Origin of the sequence: Rhodococcoides corynebacterioides (assembly GCF_019834675.1) — a bacterium.
Lineage (GTDB): Bacteria > Actinomycetota > Actinomycetes > Mycobacteriales > Mycobacteriaceae > Rhodococcoides > Rhodococcoides corynebacterioides_A.
Genome location: NZ_JABUBU010000011.1, coordinates 26,867 through 45,741 on the forward strand (window position 1 = coordinate 26,867; position 18,875 = coordinate 45,741).

General features: G+C 70.7%; 19 protein-coding genes. 9 read left to right on the forward strand and 10 right to left on the reverse strand.

Annotation, left to right across the window (positions count from 1 at the left end; all coding sequences use genetic code 11):
- Window positions 1-47: 47 nt before the first annotated feature.
- Genes HQ603_RS12410 through HQ603_RS12420 form a run of 3 tightly spaced genes read right to left on the reverse strand, consistent with a single transcriptional unit; the run spans window position 48 to window position 3,964 of the window.
- Entirely contained in the window at window positions 48-1,196 is a 1,149-nt protein-coding gene (locus HQ603_RS12410) for an alpha/beta hydrolase family protein (protein ID WP_308126499.1), read from the reverse strand.
- Complete coding sequence (locus HQ603_RS12415; protein ID WP_222684843.1) at window positions 1,197-2,510, reverse strand: class I SAM-dependent methyltransferase; 1,314 nt, start codon at window positions 2,508-2,510, stop codon at window positions 1,197-1,199. It lies immediately after the preceding gene.
- Complete coding sequence (locus HQ603_RS12420) at window positions 2,507-3,964, reverse strand: FAD-binding oxidoreductase (RefSeq protein ID WP_222684844.1); 1,458 nt, start codon at window positions 3,962-3,964, stop codon at window positions 2,507-2,509. The genes HQ603_RS12415 and HQ603_RS12420 overlap by 4 nt, the downstream gene beginning before the upstream one ends.
- 158 nt (window positions 3,965-4,122) lie before the next feature.
- Here HQ603_RS12420 and HQ603_RS12425 point away from each other — a divergent pair, with 158 nt between their 5' ends.
- The 4 genes from HQ603_RS12425 to recR are packed head-to-tail and all read left to right on the forward strand — an operon-like array spanning window position 4,123 to window position 5,859.
- Entirely contained in the window at window positions 4,123-4,557 is a 435-nt protein-coding gene (locus HQ603_RS12425) for an SRPBCC family protein (protein ID WP_222684893.1), read from the forward strand.
- The gene (locus tag HQ603_RS12430; protein WP_068146259.1) at window positions 4,554-4,859 is read left to right on the forward strand and encodes a hypothetical protein; all 306 of its coding nucleotides are present in this window, start codon (window positions 4,554-4,556) and stop codon (window positions 4,857-4,859) included. Before HQ603_RS12425 ends, HQ603_RS12430 begins: the two co-directional genes overlap by 4 nt.
- A 39-nt stretch (window positions 4,860-4,898) precedes the next feature.
- Window positions 4,899-5,237, forward strand: a complete 339-nt coding sequence (locus HQ603_RS12435; RefSeq protein WP_068104098.1) for a YbaB/EbfC family nucleoid-associated protein — start codon at window positions 4,899-4,901, stop codon at window positions 5,235-5,237.
- Window positions 5,238-5,247: 10 nt separating this feature from the next.
- Window positions 5,248-5,859, forward strand: a complete 612-nt coding sequence (recR, locus tag HQ603_RS12440; RefSeq protein ID WP_068146261.1) for a recombination mediator RecR — start codon at window positions 5,248-5,250, stop codon at window positions 5,857-5,859.
- A 3-nt stretch (window positions 5,860-5,862) separates the two neighbouring features.
- Here the strand turns inward: recR and HQ603_RS12445 are convergent, their stop codons facing one another.
- The gene (locus tag HQ603_RS12445) at window positions 5,863-6,543 is read right to left on the reverse strand and encodes a response regulator (protein WP_068146264.1); all 681 of its coding nucleotides are present in this window, start codon (window positions 6,541-6,543) and stop codon (window positions 5,863-5,865) included.
- Window position 6,544: 1 nt separating this feature from the next.
- A complete protein-coding gene (locus tag HQ603_RS12450) occupies window positions 6,545-8,221 on the reverse strand; it encodes a sensor histidine kinase (protein WP_308126500.1) in 1,677 nt (558 codons plus the stop codon).
- Between the two features lie 143 nt (window positions 8,222-8,364).
- On the opposite strand from HQ603_RS12450, the gene HQ603_RS12455 reads away from it, so the two are divergent.
- From HQ603_RS12455 to HQ603_RS12470, 4 genes are all read left to right on the forward strand, one after another.
- Window positions 8,365-9,348 (forward strand): Bug family tripartite tricarboxylate transporter substrate binding protein, encoded by a 984-nt coding sequence (locus tag HQ603_RS12455; protein WP_308126501.1) that lies wholly within the window; start codon window positions 8,365-8,367, stop codon window positions 9,346-9,348.
- Between the two features lie 68 nt (window positions 9,349-9,416).
- Window positions 9,417-10,802 (forward strand): CitMHS family transporter, encoded by a 1,386-nt coding sequence (locus HQ603_RS12460; RefSeq protein ID WP_222684846.1) that lies wholly within the window; start codon window positions 9,417-9,419, stop codon window positions 10,800-10,802.
- A 27-nt stretch (window positions 10,803-10,829) separates the two neighbouring features.
- A complete protein-coding gene (locus HQ603_RS12465; RefSeq protein WP_222684847.1) occupies window positions 10,830-11,228 on the forward strand; it encodes a universal stress protein in 399 nt (132 codons plus the stop codon).
- Between the two features lie 20 nt (window positions 11,229-11,248).
- On the forward strand, window positions 11,249-12,319 hold the full coding sequence (locus HQ603_RS12470) for an AbrB family transcriptional regulator (protein ID WP_308126502.1): 1,071 nt from the start codon (window positions 11,249-11,251) through the stop codon (window positions 12,317-12,319).
- Between the two features lie 172 nt (window positions 12,320-12,491).
- Here the strand turns inward: HQ603_RS12470 and HQ603_RS12475 are convergent, their stop codons facing one another.
- The 3 genes from HQ603_RS12475 to HQ603_RS12485 form a co-directional block, all read right to left on the reverse strand.
- On the reverse strand, window positions 12,492-13,196 hold the full coding sequence (locus tag HQ603_RS12475; RefSeq protein WP_222684849.1) for a type 1 glutamine amidotransferase: 705 nt from the start codon (window positions 13,194-13,196) through the stop codon (window positions 12,492-12,494).
- Window positions 13,189-14,499, reverse strand: a complete 1,311-nt coding sequence (locus HQ603_RS12480) for a Mur ligase family protein (RefSeq protein WP_222684850.1) — start codon at window positions 14,497-14,499, stop codon at window positions 13,189-13,191. The genes HQ603_RS12475 and HQ603_RS12480 overlap by 8 nt, the downstream gene beginning before the upstream one ends.
- A gap of 76 nt (window positions 14,500-14,575) precedes the next feature.
- Window positions 14,576-15,484 (reverse strand): EamA family transporter, encoded by a 909-nt coding sequence (locus HQ603_RS12485; RefSeq protein ID WP_222684851.1) that lies wholly within the window; start codon window positions 15,482-15,484, stop codon window positions 14,576-14,578.
- Window positions 15,485-15,556: 72 nt separating this feature from the next.
- Here HQ603_RS12485 and HQ603_RS12490 point away from each other — a divergent pair, with 72 nt between their 5' ends.
- Window positions 15,557-16,519, forward strand: a complete 963-nt coding sequence (locus HQ603_RS12490; protein WP_222684852.1) for a LysR family transcriptional regulator — start codon at window positions 15,557-15,559, stop codon at window positions 16,517-16,519.
- Here HQ603_RS12490 and HQ603_RS12495 read toward each other — a convergent pair.
- Window positions 16,452-16,802, reverse strand: a complete 351-nt coding sequence (locus tag HQ603_RS12495; RefSeq protein WP_222684853.1) for an STAS domain-containing protein — start codon at window positions 16,800-16,802, stop codon at window positions 16,452-16,454. The two genes, HQ603_RS12490 and HQ603_RS12495, sit on opposite strands and share 68 nt — an antisense overlap.
- A 139-nt stretch (window positions 16,803-16,941) precedes the next feature.
- Window positions 16,942-18,759 carry a 2-isopropylmalate synthase gene (leuA, locus tag HQ603_RS12500; protein WP_222684854.1) on the reverse strand — a complete coding sequence of 606 codons (1,818 nt, stop codon included), beginning with the start codon at window positions 18,757-18,759 and terminating at the stop codon, window positions 16,942-16,944.
- Between the last annotated feature and the right edge of the window lie 116 nt (window positions 18,760-18,875).

Consider the following 18,875-nt stretch of genomic DNA (forward strand, 5'->3'; position numbering starts at 1 on the left):
CCCGCACTCCCGACGCCGGGAGTGCGGGGGTCGCGTGCTGGTCGGGGTCAGCCGGTGACGGTGCGGGCGAAGTCCAGGGCCGCCGGCATCGACGCCATGAGCGTGCCCACGTGATCGGCGTCCGGGAACGTCACCAGTGAGAAGTCGGTGCCCGCGGCGGACATGCGTGCGGTCTGCGCGAACGTCAGCGGCGCCGGCACGGTCTGATCGGCGAGACTCTGGGTGACCAGCAGCGGCCGGTCGTAGCCCGCGACGGGCACGGCCTGCATCTCGCGCAGCGTCGCGTTCATGGCGGGGTCGTCCAGCGGCCGGGTCAGCAGGTCGCGCAGCACCACCGGGTTGGCTTCGCGGAACGCTCGGAAGTCGGTGCCGCACAACGTGGTCGCGGCGTTCAGGTAGTCGAGACCGCGGGGGGTGAGGTAGCTCGGGACGTTCAGGTCCGGTCGCTGATCGTTGAGGCCCGCCAGGATGTACATCACGTACCCGACGTAGCCGCTGGGAGCGATCGGCGGAAAGACCGGTCCCGACGGCGGCAGCAGAGTGTCCAGCTGCGTCGGCCCGGCGATGGGAACGGCGCCGCGGTAGTCGAGTTCCGGCGCGCGCTCGGTCCCGACGGCGGCGGCGAAGTACGCGGCGTTGCCGCCCTGCGAGAGCCCCGTGGCGAGCCACCGCGGGGACAGCTCGTCACCGAGAAGCCGATGTGCGGTGCGCACGATGTCGACGACGTTGGCTCCCGACGCGGGACCGTCGAGGTAGGCGTGCACACCCGGAGTGCCCAGACCGGCGTAGTCGGTGGCGGCGACGGCGTAGCCGTTCCGCAGCCACTCGGTCATGGCCGGCCGCTCGAACTCCGTTCCGCCGGTGAGGGACGGGGTGCAGGCGTCGGCGACGCCGGTGGTGCCGTGCGCGAACGAGACCACCGGCCATCCGCCGACCGGCGTCTCGCCCTCGGGCACGTAGACCAGGCCGGTCGACTCACCGGCCTGGCCCGCCGTGCGCAGCGTGCTGTAGCGCACCAGCGAGCCGGACGCCGCGCCCGCGGGGAGCAGCTCCGCCGCGAGCGGCGCACTCGACAGCAGCGTTCCGGGCTCGGCGGTCGGAGCGGCCGACGCTGCCGGTCCGGTGAGCACTGTGGGCGCGAGGCCCGCGACGACGCAGGTGACGACGGCGGCGGCGCGGCGGAAGGTAAGGGTCACTCAGCCATTCCACCACGGACGCAGCGGCAGGTGAGAGCGATTGCCGTCGGGTTTGACCGCGAGTACTTGATGGAGTTGAACGACGTTGCGCTCGAAGCCGAGTCGCGAGCCGGCCATGTAGAGACCCCACACGCGGGCGGTGCCCTCGCCGACCTCGGCGACGCAGGCGTCCCAGTTGTCGACCAGATTGCGGCACCAGTCGCGCAGGGTCAGGGCGTAGTGCTCGCGGAGGTTCTCCTCGTGCCGCACCTCGAGGCCGATGTCCTGCATCTCGGTGATGATGCGGCCGGATCCGGTGAGTTCCCCGTCGGGGAACACGTAGCGGTCGATGAACCCACCCGCGCGGGCGGCGGACCGGTTGTCCGGACGCGTGATGCAGTGGTTGAGCACCAGTCCGCCGGGCCGGAGCTTGCTCGCGATGAACCCGAAGTACGCCGGGTAGTTGGCGACGCCGATGTGCTCGGTGAGCCCGATGGAGGACACGGCGTCGAAGCCGGTCTCGGCGATGTCGCGGTAGTCGCTGTGGCGCACCTCCGCGAGGTGGCCGAGACCCTCGGCCTCGATGGCCCGCTGGGCCCACTCCGCCTGCTCCGCCGACAGGGTCGCGCCGATGACGCGGACGCCGCGGCGGGCGGCGTAGCGCACCATCGAGCCCCATCCGCAGCCGATGTCGAGGAGCCGGTCGCCTCCCTTCAGCCGCAACTTCTCGAAGATTAGCCGGTACTTGTTCTCCTGGGCCTCCTCGAGCGTCGCGTCCTCCGTCGGGTAGGCGGCGCAGGTGTAGGTCATGGACTCGCCGAGCACGTACTCGTAGAACGTGTTCGAGACGTCGTAGTGATGATGAATGCTGTCCGCGTCGCGAGTCTTGCTGTGCCGCAGTCCTTCGGCGATCCGACGCCACCGCGGCAGCGACTCCTGCGGCGGCGGGGCGATGGGCCGCAACAGTTCCCAGCCGAGCGAGCGGGTGATCGCCGCCAACGTCCGCGCCGAGGGACGCTTGAAGTGAAGGTCGTCGCCGAGCATGCGCAGCACGTCGTACGGATCGCCCGGGTGCGCGCCGACGATCTCGAGGTCACCGGAGACGTACGCACGCGCCATCCCGAGATCGCCGGGGGCCGTGGCGATGTACGTCGTTCCGCGGGGCGTGAGCAGGTTCAGTCCGTAGGCGGAGTCCGGGTCGCCGGCCACGGAACCGTCGTACGCGCTGAAGCGCACCGGGATGTCGCCCTCGGTGAACTGCTCGAGAATTCCCGCGATGGTCAGCTTGGGGGAGCCGACCTGATAGTCCTTGTAGCCCTCTCGGAACAGAGTCATCGACGTTGCACCGCCTTCGAATACAGATCCAACAGACGTGAATCGGGGTCGTAGATCTTCTTGACGCGGGAGTAGTGATTCCCGCCGTAGAGCGCGTCGAACTCGTCCCGGTCGTAGAACGAGTCCGAGTAGAGGGACTTGTGGCCGTCGAGCTCGGACACCCGACGCTCGATGCGGCGATTCGTGGCGCCCTCGACGACACCGTCGGCGCCCTCCTCGACGGGCACCGAGGACCAGAATCCGACGTTGACGTACGTGTGACCGGGGCGCAGCGGGTACAGCGGCCACTCGCGGGCACCGCCCCCGTCGTCGTCCCTGCCGTCCCGTAGGCGCAGGGGGCAGAGCCACAGGGGTTCGATGGGAATTTCGTCGAGGAACCACCGCAGGAACGCGGCGGTGTTCTCGATGGGAACCTCGATGTCCTGCACCACGCGTTCGCGGATCGGGTTGCCCTTGCGGCGTTCGAGCCGATCGGCGATGTCGTATTTCCGATCGAGCGCGATGAGTTTCCAGTAGACGCTGCTGCGGAGGTAGCGGCGCGGCCAGAACCGTCGGATCCGCGGATTCTGGGTGCCGAACGCTCGCGAGCACCAGAACCAGTCCGTGTCCCACCGCCACAGGTAGTCGTGCACGGTGAGCCGGTCGGTCCGCGGGGTGGCGCCGTCGTGCTGGATCGACCGGTAGTAGATCTGCATGCCGGTGTAGTCGCTCACCGGCCCGGGCTCGTCGGTCTGTCGGCCGAGGGTCAGATACGCCTCGGAGTCGGTGAACACCACACCGTCGAGGTAGTCGACGCGCTCGCCGCGGTACTCACCCGCGTCGACGATCGCATCCATCGCGTCCTGGACCGACTGCAGGTCGTGGAACCGGACGTGGCGCAGGGCGACGTAGGGCGGGACGGCCTCGAGTTCGATGCGCAGGCGGGTCGAGTAGCCGAGCGTGCCGTAAGAGTTGGGAAACGCGTGGAACAGGTCCGCGTGCTCGCCCTCGGGGCGCGCGGTGACCACCTCGCCCGCGCCGGTCAGCACGTCCACCTCGAGCAGGCTCTCGTGGGGGAGGCCGTTGCGGAAGGACGTCGATTCGATGCCGAGGCCCGTGACCGCGCCGCCGAGGGTGATGGTCTTGAGCTGCGGCACCACCAGCGGCACCAGTCCGTGGCGCAGGGTCGCGTCCACCAGGGTCTCGTACGTGCACATGCCCTGCACGTCGGCGGTGCGCGCGACGGGATCGACCGAGATCACCTTGCCGAGACCGGACACGTCGAGTCCGGGAACGCTGGTGTCCTGGCGGGCTCGGAAGAGGTTGGAGGTCTTCTTGGCCAGCCGGACGGTCTGCTCGCGCGGGATGGCCCGGTAGCTCGCGACCAGGCGTCGGACGCCCGCGGCGTGCGCGGCCGCGCCCACCTCGTGCGGGCCCGGAGAGTTGCCGGTCGGAGACTGAACGGTGCGATCCACGCGAGAACGCTATATCGCGATCGTTCGCAGGACTACGGATGGTAGGGGTCCGTCACGTAACCGTTGCCGGACGGACGTCTTTCGGCAGCGTCGAGGGGACCGAAAGCACCGTGAAAGAATGGGACGAAAGACCCCCGATGCTCAGGAGGAATGCGTTCATGGCCAAGGTCAGCGCCAGCACGTCCCACACCGTCACCGCGACCCCGGAGCAGGTGCTGGCGGCACTGTCGGACTACCAGACCGTGCGCCCGCGGATCCTGCCCGAACAGTACCGGGACTTCACCGTCGTCGAGGGCGGTCAGGGCGACGGCACCGTGGCCACCTGGACCCTGCAGGCCACGAAGAAGCGTGCGCGCGACGTCCACGCCACCGTCCGTGTCGCCGGCGACACGATCACCGAGACGGACGCCAATTCCTCGATGGTCACCACGTACCGCGTGGCGCCGGCGGGGCAGGGCACCGAGGTCACCACGACCACCGAGTGGACCGGCGCCGGCGGCATCGGCGGGTTCTTCGAGAAGACGTTCGCCCCGCTCGGCCTGAAGAAGATCCAGGCGCAGGTCCTCGAGAACCTCTCCCGCCAGGTCGGGTGAGCGAGTCCGGCCCAGAGCGGACGCCCGACGGCCACTTCGTGGTGATAGACGGGCGCCGCTGGCGGGCGACCGACCCGGCGATACCGGAGGACCGCCAGGCCGAACTGCGGTCCATCCTCATGGCGTGGCGTCGCGACGTGCGCCGCACCGGTGGCGCCCCGGAATCCCGCGCGGGCGTGCAGGCGGCCAAGGTGGCGCTCGGCGAGCGCGGCACCCCGTGGTGGGAGCAGAGCGACGACGATCGCCGACGACGCTGGGAGGCCCGGGTCCCACGGCCGGGCGATGTCGGTGCGGACGACTAGGCTGGACTCACGTTTTCCCCCTCCGAGAGGACACCGACGGTGCAACCCGGCGATCAGCCCGACATGTCCCAGCTGCTCCAGCAGGCGCAGCAGATGCAGCAGCAACTGATGGCCGCGCAGGCCGAGATCGCCGCGACGGAGGTCACCGGCAGCGCGGGCAACGGGCTCGTCGTCGCCACGGTCACCGGGAGCGGCGAGGTCACGGGCATCACCATCGATCCCAAGGTGGTCGACCCCGAGGATGTCGAGACGCTGCAGGACCTGATCGTCGGCGCCCTGGCCGATGCCTCGCGCGCGGCCGGCGAGGTGGCCTCGCAGAAGCTCGGGCCGCTGGCCGGGCTGGGTGGCGGCGGCATGCCGGGTCTGCCCGGCTTCTAGGTCGCTCGGGGTGTACGAAGGACCGGTTCAGGATCTGATCGACGAGTTGGGCAAGCTGCCCGGCGTCGGTCCGAAGAGCGCGCAGCGCATCGCGTTTCATCTCCTCGGTGTCGAGGCGCCGGACATCGACCGGTTGCAGAACGCGCTCGCCCGCATCCGTGACGGGGTGCAGTTCTGCACGATCTGCGGGACCGTCTCGGACAAGGAATTGTGTCGGATCTGCGCCGATTCGCGGCGTGACCGCTCGATCATCTGCGTGGTGGAGGAGCCGAAAGACGTTCAGGCCGTGGAGCGAACCCGCGAGTTCAAGGGTCGCTACCACGTGCTCGGGGGCGCCCTGGACCCCCTCAGCGGCGTCGGTCCGGATCAACTGCGGGTCCGAGAGTTGTTGACGCGCATCGGCACTCAGGAGGACGGGGTCGACGTCACCGAGGTCATCATCGCGACCGACCCCAACACCGAGGGCGAGGCGACCGCGACGTACCTCCTCCGCATGCTGCGCGACTTCCCCGGCCTGTCGGTGACTCGGCTCGCGTCGGGGCTGCCCATGGGCGGCGATCTCGAGTTCGCCGACGAGCTCACTCTGGGTCGTGCGGTGGCGGGCCGCCGCGTGATGGGGTAGTCCCTACCGCCGCAATCGGTACAGACGCTCGGGTCGTCCCACGCTGCCGTAATCCAGCGACACGAGCACCTTGTCGATGTCGGACAGGTACTCCAGGTAGCGACGCGCGCTGGACCGGGACATGCCGGTGCGGTCGGCCATCGCACTGGCCGACACCGCGCGCCCGGGGTCGTCGCTCTCCACCTCGCGGAGCTGCTGCTCGACGGTGGCGAGCGTCTCGGTGCTCAGTCCCTTCGGCAGCCGGGACGGCGAGCCGCGGAGGCCGAACGCCTTGTCCACCGCGTCCTGCTCCGCCTCCTGCGCAGCCGCCAGCGCCTCGCGGGTGTGCCGATAGTGGTCCAGCCGCTCCTGCAGTGCGGCGAACTTGAACGGCTTGATCAGGTAGTGCACCGCACCCGAGCGCAGGGCCCGCTGCACGGATTCGGCCTCGCGCTCGCTGGTGATCACCAGAACGTCCAGGTCGGGAATGATCTCGCGGAACGGTGCGATCAGGTCGAGGCCCGTCACCCCCGGCAGGTGCACGTCGAGCAACACCAGGTCGGGCCGGGCGGACTCCACCTTCTCCAGCGCTTCCTGCGCCGTGTGGGCGACGCCGCAGACCTCGAACCCGGGCACCTTGCCCACGAAACCGGTGTGGACGCGGGCGACCATGAAGTCGTCGTCGACCACCAGGACCTTCAGCACGTCATCGTTCCTTCCCCGCGCTCGCCGCCTCGTGTGCACGGGACGGGACGTCGAGCGTCGCGACGAACACCGTCCACCGGTCATTCTCCGCCCCGTCGGTGACGGTGGTGCGCACCTGCACCTCACCGCCGCCGCGTCGGCACACCACCCGAACCAGGGCGAGGCCGAAGCCGTGTCCGTCCGTCGACGTCCCCTTGGTGCTCCAGCCCTGGTCGAAGACGCGGTCCACGTCGGCGTCGGCGATCCCGGGACCGTTGTCGGCCACCGTCACCGTCACGCGGTCGGTCTCGTCCTGCGCGATGGTCACCCGCACCGTCGCCTGCGGCGTCCCGTGCTCGAGGAGAGCATCGACCGCGTTGTCGACGAGGTTGCCCACCACCGTGCACAGGTCACGCGAGGCGTCGTCGTCGGCGCGCCGCAGGGACGAGTCCTCGGTGAGTTCGACCGACACCGAGCGCGCGGCCGCCGCACCGATCTTGGCGATGAGCAGCGCCGCGACCCCCAGATCGGCGACGCGGTCGGTGACGGCCGAGGTGAGCCGCTCACGGTGCTCGGTGATCCCGTCGACGTACCGCTCCACCTCGTCGTACTCACCGAGCTGGACCAATCCGGAGATGGTGTGGAGCTGGTTGTCGAACTCGTGGATGTGCTCGCGCAGCGCCGTCGAACTGGTGCGGCTGATGTCGAGCTTGCTCTCGACCTCGCTGAGCTCGGTGCGATCGCGGAACGTCGTCACGGTGGCGACGATGCGGCCGGACTCCTCGATGGGAACGGTGTTGAAGACGAGGATGCGATCGCCGGTCAGGACCAGCTGGTCACCGTCGTCGCTGGGGTGGCGGAGCACGCGTTCGAGGCGATCGTCGAGGCCGAGGGCGTCGACCTGCTTGCCCACGCTGTCGGCCCCGAGGCCCAGCATGTCGTGGGCGCTGCGGCTGAGCAGCAGCACCGTGCCCCTCGGATCGAGGGCGACCACGGCTTCCTTCAGACCCTCGAGCATGGCCTGTCGCTGGCGGACGAGGTCGACGATCTCACCCGCCTCGAGGCCCATCGTCTGCCGCTTGACGCGACGTGCCAGCAGGAGCGAGCCCACGCCGCCGAGCACCGTCGCGACGGCGAGATAGATGATCAGATCGGGCGTCGACTGGGCCAGCCGCGCCCAGACGGACGGATATTCGCGGCCCACGATGGCGACGCCGACGACGCGGCCGTCGGCGCCGAGCACCGGAACCTGGGACTGCACCGACCGACTCGGCTCCAATGCGGTGTTCTCGCTGGTCTCGGCGAGCCCCGTCCAACTGCGCCCGACGCGGGCGCCGGCACCCTCGTCGGCGGCGGTCTCCCCGATGCGCGTGGGATCGGTGGCCGCGACGATGCGGCCGTCGGTGTCCGTGAGCTGGGCGTAGTCGAGCCCGGACACCGCCCGCACCGAGTCGAGCGCTCCCTGCAGGCCGGACCGGATGCGCGGCTGAGCGCCCGGAAGCAACTGCCGCACGGTGGGGTTGGCCGCCAGGTTCTCCGCGGCGGACTGCACCCGCAGACCCTGCTCACGCTGGAACGTCGCCGACGACTGCGCCAGCGAGAGCGCACCCACCACCACCAGCACCGCGACCACGATCAACAGCTGCAGCGCGAGCAGTTGGGCCGACAGGGTCCTCCTGACCCGCAGCCGTCGACTCACGACCTGCACGGTACCGCCGACGCGTCGTCGGGACGTTCCGATCGGTAGGGCCGAAACGCGCGGACGCAGCGCGCAGAATGAACACAACGCGAACTGTGCACCAAAGGGTGACCACAGTCACAAGGTGCGTCAGAGTGAGACCCGTGACCGACATCCGACGTGTTCGCCCGGGCATCCTCGCGATGCTCACGGCGCTGACCCTCGCGCTCTCCGCGTGCGGTGGGTCGGTCACGTCGATGGTGACCGGTGCGCCCCCACCCGGGCTGCGCATCATCGCCCCGTCGGTCGCCGGGGGCGGTTACGACCTGACCGCCCGCAGCGTGTCCCGGGCCTGGGCGGCACAGGGCGTCGCGGTCGACGACGTCCTGGTGCTGCCCGGCTCGGGCGGCGTGGTCGGTCTCGGCCGGCTCGCCGCGGAACGGGGTAACGAGCGTCTGCTGCTCATGATGGGCCTCGGCCTGGTGGGCGCCCTGGCCACCATTCCGTCCGAGTACACCCTGAACGACGTGACACCGATCGCCCGCCTGGTCACCGAGCCCGAGGTGGTGTTGGTGCCCGCGGCGTCACCGCTCCGCACACTGGACGACCTGCTGGTGCGCTGGCGCGCCGGGGACGACCTCCGCTTCGGCGGCGGATCGGCCGCCGGTGGGCCCGACGGGCTCTTCCGGACGCGGCTCGCCCGCGCCGTCGGCGTCGACCCCGACGCCACCGGCTACCGGGTGTACGACGGCGGCGGCGAGCTGCTGCCCGCGCTGCTGACCGGTGAGGTCGACGTGGCCACCACCGGAGTCAGCGAGTACCTCGACCAACTCGCGTCCGGCACCGTGCGCGCCCTGGCCGTCAGTTCCGACGACGCCGTGGCGGGGGTCGACGCCCCCACCCTGCGCGAGCAGGGCGTCGACCTGGTCTTCGACAACTGGCGGGGTCTGATGGCGCCGCCGGACCTTCCGCCGGACCGGGTGCAGACCCTGATCCGGCAGGTACGCGAGCTGGTCGCCTCGGACGACTGGGCCCGCCTCGCCGAACGCAACGGCTGGCAGGACGCCCTGCTCACCGGCGACGACTTCGGCGCGTTCCTGCGCGACCAGGCGGACATGGTCGCCGCCACGCTCGACCCCGCGGCCTGACCGCGCTTCTCCGCTCCGCCCTGCTGTCTTCACTGCTGCCCTGCCCGACCCCGAACGAGGAGTACCCCATGTTGGTGATACTCGGCTTCCTGATGGTGGCCGCCTTCATGTTCCTGATCCTGACCAAACGCGCGACCCCCGTGGTCGCCCTGATCCTGGTGCCCGTCATCTTCGGCCTCTTCGCCGGCGCGGGCCTGGGCATCGGGGACATGATCACCGACGGCATCAAGTCGTTGGCCCCCACCGCAGCACTGCTGTTCTTCGCGATCATCTTCTTCGGCATCATGATCGACGTCGGCCTGTTCGACCCGCTGGTGCGCGGCATCCTGCGCCTGGTGCGCAACGACCCGATGAAGCTCGTGGTCGGCACCGCCGTGCTCGCCATGGTGGTCTCGCTGGACGGCGACGGGTCGACGACGTTCATCATCGTCACGTCCGCGCTGCTGCCGCTCTACCTGAAACTCGGTGTCTCCCCGGTCATCCTGACCGTGGTGGCCGGTCTGGCCAACGGCACCATGAACATCATTCCGTGGGGCGGCCCGACAGTGCGGGCGGCGTCCGCGCTCGGCATCTCGCCGTCCGAGGTCTTCGTCCCGATGGTGCCGTCGCTCATCGCCGGCCTGGTCATCGTGCTGCTGTTCTCGATCCACCTCGGTCTGATGGAGCGTCGTCGTCTCGGCGCGTTGGTGTTCGACCAGGAGATGGTGTCCGTCGGTGGCGGCGGTGACACCGGACGCCCGGCGCGTCGTACCGGTGGCGGCGGCGGTGCGGGTGGCGACTCCGACGGCGGTGCCGGCCAGTTCATCGACGGTCTCGACCCGCAGCGCGACACCCTGCGCCCGAAGCTGTTGTGGTTCAACGCGGCTCTGACCGTGGTGCTGCTCGTCGTCCTGGTCATGGACATCCTGCCCATCCCGGTGCTGTTCATGATCGCGGCGTCCATCGCGCTGACCGTCAACTTCCCCAAGGTCAAGGAACAGGGCGAGGCCATCGCCCGGCACTCCGCCTCGATCGTCTCCGTGGTCGCCATGGTGCTCGCCGCCGCCGTCCTGACCGGCGTGTTCTCCGGCACCGGCATGGTCGAGGCCATGGCCGAGTGGCTGCTCGGCGTGATTCCGAGCTCCATGGGCCCGTTCCTCGCCGTCATCACCGGCGTGCTGTCGATCCCGCTGACGTTCTTCATGACCAACGACGCCTTCTACTTCGGCATCCTCCCGGTCCTGACCGAGACCGCCGCGCAGTACGGCATCGAGCCGGTCGAGATGGCCCGGGCCTCGATCACCGGTCAGCCCGTCCACCTGCAGAGCCCGCTGGTTCCGGCCATCCTCCTGCTGGTCACCCTCGCCGGTGTCTCGCTGGCCGACCACCACAAGAAGGTGCTCTGGCGCGCGACCGTCGTCTCGCTGGTGATGCTGGCCGTCGGTGTCCTGCTCGGCCAGATCCCCATGGGCTGACCCCGACCGTCGAGAGGAGAACACGTCATGAGTGTCGCCGTCGTGCACAACACGTCCGCCGAGGGCCGTCGCGCCCTGGCCTCGGGACTGACCCAGGCTCGGGTCCTCGGAACCGATCTGGTCGTCCTGCATGCCTTCTCGGGATCGTCGGACCCGGCGTCCGAGGCCAAGGAATCCGCCGCGGTCCGCGACGCCGTCGTCGCCGGACTCGGTGAGATCGGAGACCCCGACGCGGCGTGGACGCTGCTGGCGGGCCAGCCGGATCCCGATGCCGTCAGCACTCTGCTGAGCCTGGTCGAGGACGCGAAAGCCGAACTGCTGGTGGTGGGTTCACGTCACCGCTCCGCCGTCGGAAAGTTCCTCATGGGCCAGCCCGTGCAGCGGCTGTTGCTCGAGACCTCGATTCCGGTGCTGCTGGTCAAGTGACCCGTGCCCGTACCGCCGCCGTGAGCGCCGCCCGATGGGTGGCGCTCACGGTCGTGTCCGTGGCCGGCTGGTTCGCCCTCGACGCCGTGGGTCTGACCGCGCCGTCGCTGTTCGCCGCGTTGGTGGTCGCGGTGATCTTCGCGCTCACCGGACTGGGGCCGGCGCGGGTGCCGCGGCTCGGCTCGATGGCGGCGCAGGGCACCCTCGCGGTGACCATCGGGCTGATGATCGACCCAGAGACGCTGGGAGCGCTGGGGGACAACGCGATCTCGGCGGTACTCGTGGGAGTCGCGACACTGGTGGTCAGTGCGGGCGCCGGGGCCCTCCTCGCGCTGCACCGTGAGGTTACCGCCGCAACGGGGATGCTCTCGCTCATCGCGGGCGGCGCGACCGGACTGGTCGCCGCGGCCAAAGAACTCGGCGGCGACGAGCGGGTCGTCGCCGTGGTGCAGTACCTGCGGGTCGCGCTTGTGGTGGTCACCATGCCGCTGGTGGTGACCTTCGCGTTCCACGCGGACACCCACGCGGTGGCGGCGTCGGACCCGGGCGGTGGGTCGTTGCCGTGGTGGGTGGCGTCGGGCTTCGTCGCCGGGGCGGTGGTGGTGGGCATCGTGGCCGGACGGCTGCTGCGACTGCCCGCGCCGGCCACCCTCGGTCCGCTCCTGGTCGCCGGAGCGTGCGCCCTGTCGGGGTGGCCCGGCGACATCGACGTGCCCGCGGCCGTCTTGCCGGTGGCGTTTCTGGTCATCGGCTGGCAGGCGGGGTTGGCCTTCACCCTCCCGAGTCTGCGGATGATCGGCCGACTGTTCCCCTACGCCGTGGCCCTGGTCCTCGGGGTGGGGGTGGTGTGCTCGCTGTTCGGGTGGCTGCTCGCGGAGCTGACCGGGACCTCGATGCTCACCGGCTACCTCGCCACCACTCCCGGCGGGCTGGCCGCGGTCCTCGCCGTCTCCGCCTCCACGGGCTCGGACGTCACCTTCGTCGCGTGCGTGCAGCTGATTCGGCTGGTGCTGATGCTCATCGCCGCGCCCGTGATCGCCTCGCTCCTCACCCGCCGGGCCGGGCGGCGGAAGGATTTGGTCGGGGTCTGAGCGCCGGGCGCGAGTTTTCGCACCGGATCGGGGGAGATCCCGCGGATCCGTGGGGTTCGGGGCGGATCGTGTGGCAGAACTCGCGCCGGCGCGGGCCCGAGCGTCCGCAAGTCGGTCGAATCGACGGGATCCCGTCGGAACAGGCGGGTTGTGGGCACTCACGCCCGCCCGGCTACCGGCGCAGGCGCTCCGTCCGCAACTGCTCGACGTCGGGGAGGTGCAGCGGCTCGAGGGTCCGACCCAGCGCCGTCTCGAGCAGGTGGTCCGCCAGTTCGGGGTTCCGCGCGAGGGCCGGGCCGTGCAGGTAGGTGCCGATCACGGAGCCCTGCACCACCCCCTCGGTACCGTCGCCGACCCCGTTGCCCACCCCACGCTCGACGCGGGCGAAGGGGGCGGCGTCGGAGCCGAGAGTGGTTCCGCCGCGGTGGTTCTCGAAGCCGGTGAGGGTCTGGGTCAGACCCCCCGTCGCGGGCCGGGTGACCACCTCGCCGATGGCACGTTCGGTTCGCGGCGCGGTGGTGAGGTCGAGCATGCCGACCCCGTCGACGCGCTCCCCGGAGCTGGTCTCGTACCAGTGGCCCAGCACCTGGATGGCGGCGCAGATGGCGAGCACGGGGGCACCGCGCTCGGCGGCCCGCTGCAGTCCGGGGTACCGGGTCAAGTGCCGGGTCGCGAGTCGCTGCGCGGAGTCCTCGGCGCCGCCCAGGACGTAGACGTCGAGGGAGTCCGGAACGGGGTCGTTCAGCGTGATGGAGACGATCTCGGCGTCCTGCCCCCGCATGCGCAGGCGTTGCCGCAGGACGAGGGCGTTGCCGCCGTCGCCGTAGGTGCCCATGACGTCGGGCAGGACCAGGCCGATGCGGACGGTGTCAGGCACCCGGAGCCTCCTTGGCGGTCTCGCGGGCCAATGCTCGGCCCAGGTCGCGGAACGCGGTGTAGTTCGCCAACACTTCGACTCGCCCGGGTGGGCAGGATGTGATGGCGCGCAACGGATCTGCGACGACCTCGTGCTCGGCGGCGGCGTAGGTGAGCCGCACCCCGAGGTCGGTCGCCCGCTCGCCCGACGCGACGACGCGGGTGTTCTCGAAGTGCTCGAAGCGGACGTCCCACAGCCAGGACAGGTCTTCGCCGTCGGGGACCTGACCGTTGACGGCGATGACCAGCCCGTCGGCGTCGGGGTCGATCATGGACAGGGCTTCCTGCCACCCGGCGGGGTTCTTGGCCAACAACATTCGGACGGAATGCGGGCCGTACTGCACCGTGCCGTAGCGCCCGGCGACCTCCCCGACCGTGGAGACCGCGGCGACGGCGTCCTCGGCGCGTGCGCCCATCGCGACGGCCGCGGCGACGGCCTGCGCCGCGTTGCCGCGGTTGGCCCGGCCCGGCAACGCCAGGGACATCGGCAGCACGAGACCGTCGGGGCCGTACAGGTTCTCGTCGTCGAGCCACCACGACGGCTCCGGCCGGGCGAACTCGCGACCGTCCGCCAGGGGAGCCGTGCTGCGCCAGCGGGGCCCGTCCCAGACGATGGGTTCACCGGTGCGCGGGCAGCTGACGGAGTCGCCGACCCAGCCCGCGCCCGCGGCCACCCACACCACGTTGGGGGCGTCGAACGCCGCCGAGGCGACCAGGACGTCGTCGCAGTTGGCGACCACGATCGCGTCGGGATGCCGCGCGAGGCCCGCCCGCAGCTTCCGCTCGATCATGTTGATCTCGCCGACGCGGTCCAGCTGGTCGCGGCTGAGGTTGAGGAGCACGATCACCTCGGGGTTCACCGCGTCGGACACGTGCGGCACGTGCAGCTCGTCGACTTCGAGGGCGGCCAACGGGGCGGCGCGCCGGGCCGTCAGCGCCGCGACGATGCCGGCGTCCATGTTGGCGCCGTCGGCCTGCGTGGCCACCTCGCCCAGGGTGCCGAGGGCGGCGGCCGTCATGCGGGTGGTCGTGGACTTGCCGTTGGTGCCGGTGATCACGGCGGTGCGGCGGCCGCGCCCGAGACGCGTCATCAGCGCGGGGTCGATCTTGAGTGCGACGAGGCCGCCGATCATCGAACCCTGACCGCGACCGGCCTTGCGGGAGGCCCAGGCGGTGGCCGAAGCGGCTCCCAGGGCGATCCTGCCCCGCAGGCCGATCGAGCCGCGGGGGGCGGCGGCGCGCCGGGACGAAGTGCTGTCGACCATGGTGTCCGATCCTCCCACACCCCGACCGTGTCGCTCGGGCGGCGGACGGCCGGGGTGATGGGGGCGACAGCGGCCGTCAGCGCACCGCGGCCAGTTCCGGCCGCACGAGTTCGGCGCTGCGCCGGGTGGTCCCGAGTCCCCACAGGCAGCCGCCGATGACGACGGCGGCGCCGACGAGGGAGAGGACGGACGGCGTCTCGTCCAGCACGATCCACGCGGCGGCAATGCCGACCACCGGCACCAGCAGGGAGAAGGGTGCGACGACGCCCGCGGGGTTGCGGGAGATGAGCACGGTCCACAGCCCGGAGCCGACGATGGTGCCGAGGAAGACGATGTACGCCAGGCCCACGAGACCCCAGAGCTGGCCGGTGGAGACCGACACGGCGAGGGCCGACCATCCCGTCGTCGGGCCCTCGACGGCGGCCGACAGCGCGAAGAGCGGCAGCGGCGGGACGACGGTCATCCACAGCATGAGCCGCATCGGCTCGGTGGACTTGGCCAGCCGGTTGCCGAGGTTGCCGAAGGCCCAGCTCAGGCCGGCCAGCAGCGTGAGCAGCACGGGGATCAGCGTGGCCGTCTGCGCGCGGTCCCACCCGATGAGGACCATGCCGCCGACGGCGACGGCGATGCCCAGCCACTGCCGCGGCCCGACGTGCTCGCGCAGCAGCAGCGCCCCGAGGATCACGGTGAACGGTGCGGAGGACTGCAGGACCAGGGAGGCGAGTCCGGTGGGCATGCCGGCGTTCATCGCGGCGAAGAGGAACGCGAACTGCAGGAGCCCGAACCCGGTGCCGTACAGCAGAAGCCAGCGCAGCGGCACCCGCGGGCGACGGACGAACAGGACGACGGGCACGGCGATGACCGCGAACCGCAGGGCCGCGAAGAAGAAGGGCGGGTACTGGTCGAGACCGGCGCGGATGGCCAGGAAGTTCAGTCCCCACAGGACGACGACGGTGAGGCCGAGGAGTCGGTCGCGGGTGGTCATGCCTCTCATCGTGCGGATGCGGGGCCGGAAGAACAATCGAATTGTTTCGACCTATCCGTGTAGTTTTTCTACATGGACGTCCGGCGGCTGCGGGTACTTCGTGAGGTCGCCGATCGCGGCACGGTCGCCGCGGCGGCGGCCGCCCTGTCGACGACGCCGTCGGCGGTGTCGCAGCAGCTCAAGGTGCTCACCCGCGAGGCCGGGATCGCCCTGCTCGAACCGGACGGCCGGCGGCTGCGACTCACCGCCGCCGGACGGGCTTTGCTCCCGCACGTCGACGAGGTGCTCTCCGCCCTGGACCGGGCGGAGGCGGAGATGGCGTCGTTCACCGAGACCCCGCGCGGCACGGTGCGGGTCGCGCTGTTCCCGTCGGGCGCGGCCCTGCTGTTGCCGCGCGTGCTGCACCGGATGGCGGCGTCGGGCGTCACGCTGGACGCCCGTGACGAGGACGTCCCCGCGTCCGCGGTTCCGCGCCTGCTCGCCGACTACGACGTCGTCCTCACGCACCGCGACGAGCGGGCTCCGACCATCGCGTCCGACCGGGTCGCGGTGCGGACCGTGCTGCGCGAGCCCATCGACCTCGTCGTACCCCCGGATCACCCGTTGGCGGGCCGGGACGCGGTCGAGGTGCGCGAGCTGGCCGACGAGCGGTGGATCAGCGTGCGCGGCGGCTTCCCGGTCGACGACGTCCTGCTCTCGGTGGCGGCGGTCACCGGCGTCGAGCCGCGGGTGGTGATGCGTATCAACGACTTTCGTCTCATCGAGGAGTTGGTCTCGGCGGGCCACGGCATCGCCCTCATGCCCCGGTACGCCTCCTCGCATCCCGGTGTGGCGCGGTGCCGGTTGGCCGGCGTGCGGGCGGCCCGGGTGTACGACGTCGCCACCCGCCCCGGCGCGGATCTCCGCCCGGCCGTGCGGGCGGTCCTGCGGGCGTTCGACGCCGAGGTGGCCGCGCTGCAGGACTCGGTCACTCCACCCGGCGACGACCCGCCTCGAGATCCGGGACCACCGGGATCAGCCGATCGAGGCCGCTGAGTTCGAAGGGCCGCACCACTTCCTGATGGTCGGCGATCGCCACGACGGGAGCCCGCGGCGGCACCTCGTTGCGCACCCGGATGAGAGCGGCGATCCCCGCGGAGGACAGGAAGTCGACCCCCGTCAGGTCCAGGAGCACCGCCCGCACGGACGCGTCGACCGGCGACAGATGGATCGACGACGTCAGGTCGAGCGTGCCCCGGATCGTGAGAACGCGAATGCCTCGGTCGGTGGTCTCCGCAACGACGGCGCCGACGGCACCGACAGGTTCACGGTCCGCCAACGCCCACCCCTTCGTGTCCGGCCGGTCGCGGTCCGACCGGCACCCCCGAATCGGGGGCCGAGGACGCAGGTCGCCCACCGCGGCCGCCGACAGGCTTGCAGCCTGTCACACCTGTCGGCGGCGCGGGGGCGAAATGTGGTCAGGCGCGTCGTGCGGCCCGGTTGACGGCCGAGACCACGGCCCGCAGCGACGCGGTGGTGATCGACGTGGCGATGCCGACGCCCCACACGGTGTGCTCGTGCCCGCCGGGCAGGGTGACGGAGGCTTCGACGTAGGCCGCGGCCTGCGCGTCGTCACCCGCCGACATGGCGTGCTCGGAGTAGTCGAGCACGCGGACGTCGTAGTCGGTGGAGCCGAGCGCGTCGACGAACGCCGCCAACGGACCGTTGCCGGCGCCGGTGATCTCCTGCTCGGTGCCGTCGATCTTCACGACGGCGGTGATGGAGTCGGTGCCGCCGTCGACCTCGGACGCCTCGACGCGCTGGCGGATGCGCTCGAGCGGGGTGATCGGCGTCAGGTACTCCTCGGCGAAGACGTCCCACATGGCCTTGGGCGAGACCTCGCCGCCCTCGCCGTCGGTGACCCGCTGGACCGCGGAGGAGAACTCGATCTGCAGACGACGGGGCAGGGCCAGGCCGTGGTCGGACTTCATGATGTAGGCGACGCCGCCCTTGCCGGACTGCGAGTTCACCCGGATCACGGCCTCGTACGTGCGCCCGACGTCCTTGGGGTCAATGGGCAGGTACGGCACCTGCCAGACGAGGTCGTCGACGTCCCGGTCCTGCTCGTCCGCGGCGACCTTCATGGCGTCGAGGCCCTTGTTGACCGCGTCCTGGTGGCTGCCGGAGAAGGCGGTGTAGACCAGATCGCCGCCGTAGGGGTGGCGCTCGTGGACGGGCAGCTGGTTGCAGTACTCGACCGTGCGGCGGATCTCGTCGATGTTGGAGAAGTCGATCTGCGGGTCCACGCCGCGGGTGAACAGGTTGAGCCCCAACGTGACCAGACAGACGTTGCCGGTGCGCTCGCCGTTGCCGAACAGGCAGCCCTCGATGCGGTCGGCGCCGGCGGCGTAGCCCAGTTCGGCTGCGGCGACGCCGGTTCCGCGGTCGTTGTGCGGGTGCAGGCTCAGAACGATGGAGTCGCGGCGGGCCAGGTTGCGGTGCATCCACTCGATGGAATCCGCGTAGACGTTGGGGGTGGTCATCTCGACGGTGGCCGGCAGGTTGAGGATCATCGGCTTCTCCGGTGTGGGAGCGATGATCTCGGTGACGGCGTCGCACACTCGCTTGGCGTAGGACAGCTCGGTGCCGGTGTAGGACTCGGGGGAGTACTCGAAGCGCCAGTCCGTGTCCGGGTACTTGGTCGATTCCTCGAGCACCTTGCGGGCGCCGTCGGTGGCGATCTTCTCGATGGCGTCGGTGTCGGCACGGAAGACGACCTTGCGCTGCAGCACCGACGTCGAGTTGTAGAAGTGGACGATGACCTTGTTCGCGCCGCGGCAGGCGACGAACGTGCGCTCGATCAGCTCCGGGCGGCACTGGGTGAGCACCTGGATGGTCACGTCGTCGGGAATGGCCCCGTCCTCGATGATCTCGCGGACGAAGTCGAAGTCGGTCTGGCTCGCGGAGGGGAAGCCGACCTCGATCTCCTTGTAGCCCATCCGCACCAGCAGCTCGAACATGCGCCGCTTGCGGGCCGGACTCATGGGGTCGATGAGCGCCTGGTTGCCGTCTCGCAGGTCGACGGCGCACCACTGCGGCGCACGGTCGATGACGACGTCCGGCCAGGTGCGGTCCGGCAGCGTGACGGTCTCGACCTCCTCGGCGAACGGCCGGTAGCGGAACGTCGGCATCGACGAGATCTTCTGGGTGTTCCAGGCGGGCTGATCGGCCGGCGCGGGCTTGGTCGGGGTGGTGACGGTGCGCGATCCGGATACGAATGCATCGGCGGGTGACATGGTGACTCTCCGTTGACGAGATGAGGGGTCGACCGGCGCCGAAAGGACCCGCGACAGGGTGCCGGTCTGGTGGTCAGACCCCGTCGCGGCGACGAAGGAGGAGGGCGAACCCGGCG